The organism is Enterobacter sp. DSM 30060 (assembly GCF_013375955.1).
In the GTDB taxonomy this organism is placed as follows: Bacteria; Pseudomonadota; Gammaproteobacteria; order Enterobacterales; family Enterobacteriaceae; genus Enterobacter; species Enterobacter intestinihominis.
Genome location: NZ_CP056118.1, coordinates 3,511,920 through 3,524,424 on the forward strand (window position 1 = coordinate 3,511,920; position 12,505 = coordinate 3,524,424).

The 12,505-nt window shown below is 55.2% G+C and carries 10 protein-coding genes and 1 pseudogene; 8 read left to right on the top strand and 3 right to left on the bottom strand.

Features of this window, described 5'->3' with window-relative positions:
- The first annotated feature begins 11 nt into the window (after positions 1-11).
- Positions 12-965 (top strand): flagellar hook-associated protein FlgL, encoded by a 954-nt coding sequence (gene flgL, locus HWQ15_RS16665; RefSeq protein WP_032624480.1) that lies wholly within the window; start codon positions 12-14, stop codon positions 963-965.
- A gap of 75 nt (positions 966-1,040) precedes the next feature.
- Here the strand turns inward: flgL and HWQ15_RS16670 are convergent, their stop codons facing one another.
- Positions 1,041-2,252: an MFS transporter gene (locus HWQ15_RS16670; RefSeq protein WP_063149008.1), complete on the bottom strand. Its 1,212-nt coding sequence runs from the start codon at positions 2,250-2,252 to the stop codon at positions 1,041-1,043.
- Between the two features lie 109 nt (positions 2,253-2,361).
- Between HWQ15_RS16670 and HWQ15_RS16675 the strand changes: the two genes are divergently transcribed.
- Positions 2,362-3,300: a LysR family transcriptional regulator gene (locus HWQ15_RS16675; protein ID WP_023299793.1), complete on the top strand. Its 939-nt coding sequence runs from the start codon at positions 2,362-2,364 to the stop codon at positions 3,298-3,300.
- A 40-nt stretch (positions 3,301-3,340) separates the two neighbouring features.
- Here the strand turns inward: HWQ15_RS16675 and rne are convergent.
- Positions 3,341-6,447 (bottom strand): annotated as a pseudogene (gene rne / locus HWQ15_RS16680) (ribonuclease E).
- A gap of 570 nt (positions 6,448-7,017) precedes the next feature.
- Between rne and rluC the strand changes: the two are divergent.
- Positions 7,018-7,965, top strand: coding sequence for a 23S rRNA pseudouridine(955/2504/2580) synthase RluC (gene rluC / locus HWQ15_RS16685; protein WP_003857970.1), 948 nt, complete (start codon positions 7,018-7,020; stop codon positions 7,963-7,965).
- A 79-nt stretch (positions 7,966-8,044) separates the two neighbouring features.
- Here the strand turns inward: rluC and HWQ15_RS16690 are convergent, their stop codons facing one another.
- Entirely contained in the window at positions 8,045-8,629 is a 585-nt protein-coding gene (locus tag HWQ15_RS16690) for a nucleoside triphosphate pyrophosphatase (RefSeq protein ID WP_032622147.1), read from the bottom strand.
- Positions 8,630-8,769: 140 nt separating this feature from the next.
- Here HWQ15_RS16690 and yceD point away from each other — a divergent pair, with 140 nt between their 5' ends.
- From yceD to fabD, 5 genes are all read left to right on the top strand, one after another.
- Positions 8,770-9,291, top strand: a complete 522-nt coding sequence (gene yceD / locus HWQ15_RS16695) for a 23S rRNA accumulation protein YceD (RefSeq protein WP_003857966.1) — start codon at positions 8,770-8,772, stop codon at positions 9,289-9,291.
- A 16-nt stretch (positions 9,292-9,307) separates the two neighbouring features.
- Positions 9,308-9,481, top strand: a complete 174-nt coding sequence (rpmF, locus tag HWQ15_RS16700; RefSeq protein ID WP_003857964.1) for a 50S ribosomal protein L32 — start codon at positions 9,308-9,310, stop codon at positions 9,479-9,481.
- An 81-nt stretch (positions 9,482-9,562) separates the two neighbouring features.
- A complete protein-coding gene (gene plsX / locus HWQ15_RS16705; RefSeq protein WP_152811225.1) occupies positions 9,563-10,597 on the top strand; it encodes a phosphate acyltransferase PlsX in 1,035 nt (344 codons plus the stop codon).
- A gap of 6 nt (positions 10,598-10,603) precedes the next feature.
- On the top strand, positions 10,604-11,557 hold the full coding sequence (locus HWQ15_RS16710; RefSeq protein WP_003857960.1) for a beta-ketoacyl-ACP synthase III: 954 nt from the start codon (positions 10,604-10,606) through the stop codon (positions 11,555-11,557).
- Between the two features lie 15 nt (positions 11,558-11,572).
- On the top strand, positions 11,573-12,502 hold the full coding sequence (fabD, locus tag HWQ15_RS16715; protein ID WP_022647738.1) for an ACP S-malonyltransferase: 930 nt from the start codon (positions 11,573-11,575) through the stop codon (positions 12,500-12,502).
- The last annotated feature ends 3 nt before the right edge of the window (positions 12,503-12,505 follow it).

A 12,505-nucleotide genomic window follows, 5' to 3' on the forward strand; every position in this document is an offset into this window, starting at 1 on the left:
AGGCATAAAAAATGCGTATTAGTACTCAAATGATGTATGAGCAAAGCATGCGTGGCGTGACGAACTCCCAAAGTCTCTGGCTCAGCTACGGCGAGCAGATGTCTACGGGGAAGCGTATCAACCGTCCGTCTGACGATCCGATTGCCGCTTCGCAGGCCGTTGTGCTCTCTCAGGCCCAAACGCAAAATAGCCAGTATGCGCTGGCGCGCTCCTTCGCTACGACGAAAGTCTCGCTGGAAGAAAACGTGTTATCGCAAGTGACAACCGCTATCCAGGCTGCTCAGGAAAAGATTGTCAATGCGGGCAACGGTACGTTAAGTGACGATGACCGCGCTTCGCTGGCAACGAACCTGCAAGGTATTCGCGATCAGCTCATGAACCTGGCTAACAGCACGGACGGTAACGGTCGCTATATTTTTTCCGGTTACAAAACCGAAGCGGCGGCTTTCGACCAGGCTACGGGTGATTATAAGGGCGGCGGAACGCCAATCAGCCAGCAGGTTGACTCTGCGCGCACGATGCAAATCAGCCATACGGGCACTGAAGTTTTCGATAGCTTCACCAGCAATGCGAAGCCAGAGCCAGATGGTAGTACGCCGGAAACGAATTTGTTCAAGATCCTCGACTCCGCAATTGAAGCGCTGAATAAGCCGATTGGCGATGACGAAACGAAGGCTGAAGCATTTACGGCGGCTATTGATAAAGCCAACCGTGGCCTGAGCAACTCCCTCAACAACGTGCTGACCGTGCGCGCCGATCTCGGCATCAAGCTGGACGAGCTGGGCAAGCTGGACGCTCTGGGTGAAGACCGCGCGCTGGGTCAGACCCAGCAGATGAGTAACCTGGTTGACGTAGACTGGAACTCGGTGATTTCGTCCTACACCATGCAGCAGGCGGCGTTGCAGGCCTCGTATAAAGCCTTTAGCGATATGCAGGGTATGTCTTTGTTCCAGATGAACAGATAAGACTCTGACCTGTTTGACATGTCTTGAAACTGGGCATGTTTTGACTGCCCAACCCGTCCGGGTTGGGCATTTTTTTTACACACTTTCTGCCTGAGCGGACACCACCCGGGCGCTTTCAATCACTCTGATAGCCAGCGCAATGGCACCACACAGGATTGCCAGTGCTACCACGCCCGTCCAGCCTGCCAGCGTATAGATATTGCTGCCTAATGCCGAACCCAGCGCCATTCCGATGAAAATGACGGTAAACAGCAGGGCGTTAAGGCGCCCACGGGCCTGCGGCTCAAGGCTGTAGACCAGGTTCTGGTGCGCCACGAGGCTGGACTGCAAACCGAGATCAAAACCGACCGCGGAGAGGGCAATCAGGAGCAACTGGCCGTGTACACCCAGGGCTGGCATCAGGAACATCGGGGCAAACGAGAGGGTCACCAGCGCGGCACCCAGTTGGGTCACTTTACCGGCGCCCAGCTTATCGGCCAGACCGCCTGCCAGCGGTGCGGCCAGCGCGCCTGCGGCTCCGGCAATACCAAAACCACCCGCCACGGCGCTGCCAAGGTGATACCGTTCCAGCAGCATGACCGCCAGCGTCGACCAGAATGCACTAAAGGCAATCGACAGAAAACCCTGAGCCAGCGCAGCCCGACGCAGCGCCGGGTAGCGACGCCAGAGGTGTTCCATGGAGCGCATCAGTGCCGGGTAGCTCAGCGTGGAATGAACGGCGAAGCGGGGAAGTACGGCCCACATCACCACGCCGATAAAGGCAATGCTTGCGGCGGCCAGCTGATACATCACTCGCCAGCCAAAGGCTTCACCCCCCACGCCGCTCACGGTTCTGGAGAGCAAAATCCCCAGCAGCAGGCCGGTCATCACCGTGCCGACTGTTTTTCCCTGTTTGCCTTCCGGCGCGAGGATCGCTGCGGCCGGGACAATATCCTGCGCCATGGTGGCGGCCATGCCAATCAGCAGGCTGGTGAGCAGCAGGGAATGCAGTTGTCCAGTCAGGCTACAACCCAGCAGGAACAGCGCCAGAGCTGCACTTTTTATCAGGATCAACGTTCTGCGGTCATAACGATCGCCGAGCGGGAGCAGAAACAGGATACCTAAGGCATAACCCGCCTGGGTGAGCGTCGGGACCATGCCCATGCCTTCGATGCTCAGGTGCAGGTCTGAGCCCATCAGCGGCAGCAGAGGCTGGGCATAATAGATGGATGCCACGCTGAAGCCCGCACCGAGCGCCAGCATTAAGATTACCCAGCGGCTTACGGCCCGGGTGGTGGTTGTGTTCATAAGATGTTCCTCATTCGTCGTGTGCGGCTATTTTTTATCAGTACGCCTTGCGACGGTAGCGGGCGCGGTGGTAAAACGCTTATACGTGTAGCGTATAGGTGCAAATGATATGAAACGGACTGAGCGTATAGATCGTGTAGAACTGATGCGAACCTTTGTTCGCATTGTGGAGGCGGGGTCCCTTTCTGCGGCGGCACGTCAGCTGGCAACAACCCAGGCCACGGTGAGCCGACGGTTGCAGTCGCTTGAAACCATGCTGGGCGTGCGCCTGATGCTGCGCACAACCCATACCACACGGCTTACCGATGACGGTGAACGTTGCTATCAGCATGCCCGACGGGTAATTGACAGCTGGCTGGCGCTGGAAGACGAGGTGGGGCAGACGGAAGATGAACCGGTCGGGGTGCTGAGGGTGCGCGCCCCTCACGCGTTTGGCCAGGATCAGCTACTAAAACCGTTAACCGAATTTTTGCAGCGCTATCCGCTACTCTCAATCGAATGGATGCTTAACGATCGCTCGGTTGATTTCCTCGGCGACAACCTTGACTGTGCTATTCGGGTGGGCGTGGAAGTCGATCCGGCAACCGTGTCTGTGCTGCTGGCTGAAGTGCCGCGCTCGGTGGTAGCGTCACCGGCACTCCTGGCCCGTTTTCCCGCGGTTAACACGCCGGACGATCTGCAACATCTCCCCTGGATTGCCATCAGCTCTTTTTATCAACGCCATGTGGAGCTCTTCCACGAGGCAACACCCACCCCGGCGAGAGTTACCATTACGCCACGCCTGAGTACCGACAGCTTGTATGTAGCGCGCAATACGGCACTCACCGGGCTAGGCGTGGCGGTGGTATCCAGCTGGACGGTACAGGATGATATTCGGGAAGGGCGACTGGTGCATTTACTGCCAGAGTGGCAGCCAGCAGCGCTACCGGTACATCTGGTTTATCCCTGGTCACGCTATTATCCGGCGCGCTTGCGGCGTTTTCTGGAGCTGATGCGGCAGATAATGCCGGAGGTCACCGGTATGAGAAAGCCCCTGCAACAGCCATAAAAAAGCCGACCCGAAGGTCGGCTTTCAGTCTTAGCGTGCGTTATTCAACAGGCTGAGGACGAGTAGCTGGGGCAGTAGCCATGTGCGTCGCACTGTGACCACCGGCAGCACCTTTACCTTCGAAGTTGAATTCCGGACGAACCCAGTCACTATGGCGTGGTGCTTCAGGCACGTACTCAGGTGCCGGGGCACGAGTCATTGGCGCGGTAGCAATGTGAGCAGGCGCTACAGCTTCAACGATCTCAACCGGCTCAGATTTCACTTCAGGCGCTTTGACCTCTTCGACAACAGGTTCAACCTGAATCTCGACGTCCTGAACAACCTCTTCCGTCACCGTTTCGACGGCAACGTCTGCGGGCTCTTCTGCTGCGGATACAGGCTTAGCGTCTTCCGCGACTTCTTCAGCCACCACGGTATCTTCTTCGGCAATGATCTGCGGTGCGGCATCAACCGGCGCAGCAATCACTTCAGGATGGGTCGTTTCCACTTCCACAGCCTGCGGCGGCGCTGTTTCAACAACCTGCGGTTCGACCACGGTTGCCGCTTCAGTCACGACGTCTTCCACCGCGACGACTGGTGCAATCACCTCTTCGGTAACAGCCTGTTCTTCAACAGCCTGCTCCGGACGTGCAACCGGATAACGGATCCAGACTTTACCGGATGCCATCTCAGGTGACGCGCACGCCACGGTCATTGGCATTGGAGACTGGGTCGGGTAACGCTCGTCACGATAACGACGGCGACGCTGACCGCTCACGCGCAGATGGCGTGGAGAACGGCGGGAGCGACGCGGCATACCTGCGTTATCACGGTTTTCGCTGCTTTCGTCCTGCTCAACCTGATTTTCAACTACGGCTGGCAGGTCAACTTTCGCAACCTGAGTACCCGTTGTGCTTTCAGCCGCTTCAACCGCGATAACGTCGTTTTCTTCGGCCTGAACAACACCCACACGTATTTTCTGGGTCAGCTGGCGCTGCTTACGACGCGGCATAACCTGAGTACGCTCTTCCTGCTCAGTGTCCTGCTGTTCTACAGGCGCTTCGCGATTCAGGTTTTTGACTTCCTGCTGAGCCTGGCGTTTGTCATCGTTACGACGACGGTTACGCTCGCGGCGAGGCTGCTGCTCGTCACGCTGTTTGCTCTTCTCGGACTCATCGCCCGCCTGCTGGCGAATCTCACGATCTTCAACGTTCTGCTGTTGCTTCTCGCGACGGTTGCGACGGTTGTCCTCGCGCTGTTCACGGCCTTCGTTGTTATCGGAACGATTATCACGGCGCTCATTACGATCGCCACGGTCGTTGCGGTCGCGACGGTTGTTCTGACGCTTACGACGGTCCTGCTGACGCTCTGGTTTCGCTTCTTTTGGCGCTTCTTTCGGCTCCTCAGGCTGAACTTCTTCGGCGGCAAACATTTTTTTCAGCGCACCGATGATGCGGCTCAGGAGACCAGGCTGCTCAGGCTGCGCTTTTGGCGCGGCAGGAGCCACTTTCTGCACAGCAGGTTTTTCCGCTGGTTTTTCCAGCGTCGCTTCTGGCGGTGCTTCCGGCATGATGAAGGTCGCTAAAGCTGGCTGCTCAGGTAGTTTACGCTCGGCAGGCTCTTCATCAGACGGCAGCGCCATTTCTTCTTCATGCAGCTTCGGCAGCAGGTAGCTGAGGGTGCTTGTCTCTTCGCCTTTGCGCACGCGCAGCACGTGATAGTGCGGGGTTTGCATCTCGTCGTTTGGCACGATGATGCAGCGAACGCCGCCCTGACGCGCTTCGATTGCGCTCACCGCTGCACGTTTTTCGTTCAGCAGGTAGGAGGCAATCGGCACTGGAACAATAGCGTGAACCTCTTTGGTGTTCTCTTTCAGCGCTTCTTCTTCAATCAGACGCAGAATAGAGAGGGAGAGAGATTCATTGTCACGAACGGTACCTGTACCGGAACAGCGCGGGCAGACGTGATGGCTGGACTCACCCAGAGACGGGCTGAGGCGCTGACGGGACATCTCCAGCAGGCCAAAGCGAGAAATATGGCTGATCTGGATACGCGCGCGATCCTGGCGCACCGCTTCACGCAGACGGTTTTCAACCGCACGCTGGTGGCGAACCGGGGTCATGTCGATGAAGTCGATAACGATCAGACCACCCAGGTCGCGCAGGCGGAGCTGGCGGGCGATTTCATCAGCGGCTTCAAGGTTGGTGTTGAAGGCGGTCTCTTCGATGTCGCCGCCGCGGGTTGCACGCGCGGAGTTGATGTCGATGGCGGTCAACGCTTCGGTGGTATCGATAACGATAGAACCGCCGGACGGCAGACGCACTTCACGCTGGAAGGCAGACTCGATCTGGGATTCAATCTGATAATGGCTGAACAGCGGGATTTCACCAGTGTACAGTTTAATTTTGCTGGTGAAATCCGGGCGACCCAGTGCGGCGATGTGCTGGCGAGCCAGCTCAAGCACTTTCGGGTTATCAATCAGAATTTCACCGATGTCCTGACGCAGATAATCACGGAAGGCACGCACGATGACGTTGCTTTCCTGGTGGATCAGGAACGGCGCAGCACGGCTTTCTGCCGCTTTCTTGATGGCTTCCCAATGTTTCAGGCGGAAGCTCAGGTCCCACTGCAACGCTTCGGCAGATTTGCCAACGCCTGCGGTGCGCACGATAAGGCCCATGCCGTCTGGCAGTTCAAGACTTGCCAGTGCTTCTTTCAGCTCGGTACGGTCATCGCCTTCGATACGGCGAGAGATGCCACCCGCTCGCGGGTTGTTTGGCATCAATACCAGATAGCTTCCTGCCAGACTGATAAAGGTGGTCAGCGCGGCACCTTTGTTGCCACGCTCTTCTTTATCGATCTGGACGATAACTTCCTGACCTTCACGCAGAACATCTTTGATGTTCGGACGGCCATGGGAGTTGTAGTTTGCAGGAAAATATTCGCGGGCGATTTCTTTGAGAGGAAGGAAACCGTGACGCTCAGCACCGTAATCGACAAATGCAGCTTCAAGGCTTGGTTCAATGCGGGTGATTTTGCCTTTGTAAATGTTCGCTTTTTCTGTTCGTGTCCAGGACTTTCGATATCCAGATCGTACAGGCGCTGCCCATCCACAAGGGCGACACGCAACTCTTCTTGCTGAGTTGCGTTGATTAACATTCTTTTCATCGTAACTTACTCGTTATTCTTACATTGACGACAAAGCTGCGGGCAAGGTGACGCTTTCCGGGGTATGAACCGATGGCCTCGTGTCTATTCACGTCGCCAACCTCACGGTTGTCGCTCGCTTAAGAGGCGCAGAGTGTCGGTTGCCTGTATTTCATAGGGAAACACAGCGCAATTATCAGGGGAATTGCCTGGGAAAACTCTCCAGAGAACAATCCTTATACCGGGAAGTACTGCAACCCGCAGCCCGCTAACTGCCTGAAAGATCAATACGTCTTACGCCATTGCTGCGTGGATGATCGGTCAGACAAAATTGGTCATTCCGTCGACATCCTTACAAAACCCGGATTTAACGCGGAAAACGGATTCATTATTCCACTGCTCGCCGGGTTATAGCAAGATGACTTTTACCAATTATCACCCGGTTACTCACAGTTTCTTCACTTCAACGGGGTGATTGGTTTAATAACCACCAAATCGATTGCGCGAAAGGGGAGTGGTCCGGATAAAAGTAAATATAAGCATAGAAAAATGAGTGGCGCTAATGTCAGACGCTATTTAGAATCGCCAACCATGAAAACAGAGACTCCAGCCGTAAAAATGGTTGCCATCGCCGACGACGAGGCGGGGCAACGTATCGATAATTTTTTGCGCACCCAATTGAAGGGTGTGCCAAAAAGTATGATTTATCGCATCTTGCGTAAGGGTGAGGTGCGGGTGAACAAAAAACGTGTGAAGCCCGAGTACAAGCTCGAGGCGGGCGATGAAGTCCGCATTCCACCGGTACGTGTTGCAGAGCGTGAAGAAGAGGTCGTTTCTCCGAAGCTGCAAAAAGTCGCGGCCCTGAGTGACGTTATCCTTTATGAGGACGACCACATTCTGGTGCTGAATAAACCGTCCGGAACGGCGGTACACGGGGGGAGCGGTCTGAGCTTCGGCGTGATCGAAGGTTTACGTGCGCTGCGCCCGGAAGCGCGTTTCCTCGAACTGGTTCACCGTCTTGACCGTGATACCTCAGGCGTGCTGCTGGTGGCGAAAAAACGTTCTGCACTGCGTTCCCTGCATGAACAGCTGCGCGAAAAAGGGATGCAGAAAGATTATCTGGCGCTGGTGCGCGGCCAGTGGCAGTCCCACGTGAAAGTGGTGCAGGCGCCGCTGCTGAAAAATATTCTGCAAAGCGGTGAGCGCATTGTTCGTGTTAATCAGGAAGGGAAACCGTCTGAGACGCGATTTAAAGTAGAAGAGCGCTACGAATTCGCCACGCTGGTGCGCTGTAGTCCGGTGACGGGGCGTACTCACCAGATTCGCGTCCATACCCAGTTTGCAGGCCATCCGATTGCGTTCGACGATCGCTATGGCGATCGCGAGTTTGATAAGCAGTTGGCGGGTACGGGGCTGTCGCGTCTGTTCCTGCATGCGGCAGCGCTGAAGTTTACCCATCCTAATACCGGTGAAGTTATCCGTATTGAAGCGCCGCTGGATGAGCAGTTGAAACGCTGCCTGAAAGTTCTGCGCGGCTGATTATGTGCCGGGTGGCGCTGCGCTTACCCGGCCTATGAAATCCGTAGGCCCATGCAAGCGAAGCGCCGCTGGGCAAAAATCACATCGTCAGCGGATTACACTCTTCTCGCCTTAACATCTGGCACAGCGCAATCAGCGGCAACCCCACCAGCGTGTTGGGATCCCGCCCGTCCAGCTTGTCGAACAGTGCAATTCCCAGTCCTTCACTTTTGAAACTCCCTGCGCAGTTCAGAGGACGTTCCCGACGCACGTAATCCATAATCTCCTCCTCACTGAGATGACGGAAGTGCACATCAAATGGCTCGCACTCGGTTTGCAGATGACCGGAGGCCGAATTATAAAGCGCCAGGCCGGTATAAAAGGTCACGATACTGCCTCGCGCACGCAAAAGCTGCTGGCAGGCATTTTCTTCCGTATGCGGTTTACCGGTGATTTCGCCGTCCAGCACACAAACCTGATCGGAGCCTATAATCAGATGAGCGGGGTAACGTACGGCCAGCGACTGTGCTTTCTCTTTCGCGAGACGGGTCACCAGATGACGCGGTGACTCGCCCGGCTGTGGCGTTTCATCCACCTCCGGCGCGGCGCATTCAAACGGGATCCCGAGCTTTTCCAGCAGCATTCGGCGATAAGGTGAAGTGGAAGCAAGGACGAGATTTGGCATATTTTTATCACCAGATATAGCGTATCGATGCCAGCCATTTTAAACTACAGGCCGCAATGTGTGCGAATAATTGGCAAAAGGCAGCTCTGGTTGCCTTTTTCTTTGACTCTATGACGTTACAAAGTTAATATGCGCGCCCTATGCAAAAGGTAAAATTACCCCTGACTCTTGATCCGGTTCGTACGGCTCAAAAACGCCTCGATTACGAAGGAATCTATTCTTCCGATCAGGCTGAGCGTATTGCCGAATCTGTAGTCAGTGTGGACAGTGATGTAGAGTGCTCCATGTCGTTCGCTATCGACAACCAGCGCCTCGCCGTTTTAACCGGTGATGCAAAGGTGACGGTAACGCTCGAATGTCAGCGCTGCGGGAAACCGTTTGTACAGCATGTTCACACAACGTATTGTTTCAGTCCGGTTCGTTCTGACGAACAGGCTGAAGCACTCCCGGAAGCGTATGAACCGATTGAGGTTAACGAATTCGGTGAAATCGATCTTCTGGCGCTGGTTGAAGATGAAGTCATCCTCTCCCTGCCAGTCGTTCCGGTGCATGATTCTGAACACTGTGAAGTGTCCGAGGCGGACATGGTCTTTGGGGAACTGCCTGATGAAGCGCAAAAACCAAATCCATTTGCCGTATTAGCCAGCTTAAAGCGTAAGTAATTGAGGAGTAAGGTCCATGGCCGTACAACAGAATAAACCAACCCGTTCCAAACGTGGCATGCGTCGTTCCCATGACGCGCTGACCGCAGTTACCAGCCTGTCTGTAGACAAGACTTCTGGTGAGAAACACCTGCGTCACCACATCACCGCTGACGGTTTCTACCGCGGCCGCAAGGTTATCACTAAGTAATCACGCGTCAGCGTGATTAGGCTTAGTGAGGAACTTCCCCGTGAAAACGGGGAGTTTACCGAACCAGGCTGCGACGATACCTTGACACGTCTAACCCTGGCGTTAGATGTCATGGGGGGAGATTTTGGCCCTACCGTGACAGTGCCTGCAGCATTGCAGGCACTGAATTCTAATTCGCAACTCACACTTCTTTTAGTCGGTAATCCCGACACAATCACGCCATTACTTGCAAAAGCTGACTTTGAACAACGTTCGCGTCTGCAGATTATTCCTGCGCAGTCAGTTATTGCCAGTGATGCCCGGCCATCGCAGGCTATTCGTAATAGCCGCGGCAGCTCTATGCGCATGGCGCTGGAGCTGGTGAAAGAAGGGCGAGCGCAGGCTTGCGTCAGCGCGGGAAATACTGGCGCGCTGATGGGGCTGTCGAAATTATTGCTCAAGCCGATTGAGGGCATTGAGCGTCCGGCGCTGGTGACGGTGTTACCGCATCAGCAGAAGGGCAAAACGGTGGTGCTCGATCTGGGCGCTAACGTAGATTGTGATAGTACAATGCTGGCTCAGTTTGCCGTGATGGGGTCGGTGCTGGCAGAAGACGTGGTCGGGATTACCAATCCCCGCGTTGCGTTATTGAATATTGGTGAAGAAGAGACCAAAGGCCTGGACAGTATCCGCGACGCTGCGGAAATACTCAAACAGGTTCCCTCCATCAACTATATTGGTTATCTCGAAGCCAATGAGTTGCTGACGGGCAAAACGGATGTATTAGTGTGTGATGGCTTCACCGGAAACGTGACGTTGAAGACCATGGAAGGGGTCGTACGAATGTTCCTTTCTCTGCTGAAATCGCAGGGAGAAGGTAAAAAAAGGTCCTGGTGGCTGATTTTATTAAAGCGTTGGTTACAAAAAAGCCTGACGCGGCGATTCAGTCACCTCAACCCCGACCAGTATAATGGCGCCTGTCTGTTAGGATTGCGCGGCATCGTGATTAAGAGTCATGGCGCCGCCAATCAGCGAGCATTTACCGTCGCGATTGAACAGGCAGTGCAGGCGGTGCAGCGACAAGTCCCTCAGAGGATTGCCGCTCGCCTGGGATCTGTATTAGCTAAAAGTGACTGAGCGTACATGTATACGAAGATTTTAGGTACCGGCAGCTACCTGCCAAAACAAGTGCGTACCAACGCCGATCTTGAAAAAATGGTAGATACGTCTGACGAGTGGATTGTCACGCGCACAGGTATCCGTGAACGTCGTATCGCCGCGCCAGACGAAACTGTGTCCACCATGGGCTACGAAGCCGCTCAGCGAGCGCTTGAGATGGCTGGCATTGATAAAGAACAGATCGGGCTTATTGTGGTGGCGACAACATCTGCCACGCATGCCTTCCCAAGCGCAGCGTGCCAGGTGCAGAACATGCTCGGCATCAAAGGCTGCCCGGCATTTGATGTTGCAGCGGCGTGCGCGGGTTTCACCTATGCGCTGAGCATCGCCGATCAGTATGTTAAATCGGGTGCCGTAAAATATGCGTTGGTGATCGGTGCTGATGTGCTGGCGCGTACCTGCGATCCAACCGATCGCGGCACAATCATTATTTTTGGCGATGGCGCGGGCGCGGTGCTGCTGGGGCAGTCCGAAGAACCAGGCATCATCTCCACGCACCTGCACGCTGACGGTCGCTACGGCGAGCTGTTAACGCTGCCTAACGCCGATCGCGTTAATCCGGACAGTTCGATTTACCTGACAATGGCGGGTAATGAAGTGTTCAAGGTGGCCGTGACCGAACTCGCTCACATTGTTGATGAGACGCTGGAAGCGAACAATCTGGATCGCGCCGCACTCGACTGGCTGGTACCGCATCAGGCTAACCTGCGTATTATCAGCGCGACGGCGAAGAAGTTGGGCATGTCTATGGATAACGTTGTGGTGACGCTTGATCGCCACGGCAACACCTCTGCGGCATCGGTACCGTGCGCATTTGACGAAGCGGTACGCGATGGACGAATTAAACGGGGCCAACTGGTCTTGCTTGAAGCCTTTGGTGGCGGGTTCACCTGGGGTTCCGCGCTGGTTCGTTTCTAGGATAAGGATTAAAAAATGACGCAATTTGCTTTTGTGTTCCCGGGACAGGGCTCACAAACTGTTGGGATGTTGTCTGAAATGGCAGCAAACTATCCGGTTATTGAAGAGACTTTCCGTGAAGCTTCTGACGCGCTGGGTTATGATCTGTGGGCGCTGACCCAGCAGGGCCCAGCTGAAGAGCTGAACAAAACCTGGCAGACTCAACCGGCACTGCTGGCAGCCTCCGTCGCATTGTGGCGCGTATGGCAGCAGCAGGGCGGCAAAACGCCGGCGCTGATGGCGGGTCATAGCCTGGGTGAATACTCTGCGCTGGTCTGCGCAGGAGTGATTGCCTTCGCTGACGCGGTCCGTCTGGTTGAATTGCGTGGTAAGTTTATGCAGGAAGCGGTGCCAGAAGGCACGGGCGGCATGTCTGCCATCATCGGTCTGGATGATGCTTCTATTGCTAAAGCCTGTGAAGAATCTGCTGAAGGTCAGGTCGTTTCTCCGGTAAACTTTAACTCGCCAGGCCAGGTAGTTATCGCGGGTCATAAAGAAGCGGTTGAGCGTGCAGGCGCTGCCTGTAAAGCTGCGGGTGCAAAACGTGCACTGCCGCTGCCGGTGAGCGTGCCGTCTCACTGTGCGCTGATGAAGCCCGCTGCCGATAAACTGGCGGTTGAGCTGGAAAAAATGACCTTTAACGCACCGACGATTTCCGTTGTGAATAACGTCGATGTGAAGTGCGAAACCGCGCCGGAGGCTATCCGTAACGCGCTGGTTCGCCAGCTCTACAGCCCAGTTCAGTGGACCAAAACCGTTGAATTTATGGCGTCTCAGGGCGTTGAACATCTGTATGAAGTCGGTCCAGGTAAGGTACTTACCGGTCTGACAAAACGTATTGTAGACACCCTGACTGCCTCGGCGATTAACGAGCCGGAAGCAATGAAAGCGGCACTCTCGCAATAAAAG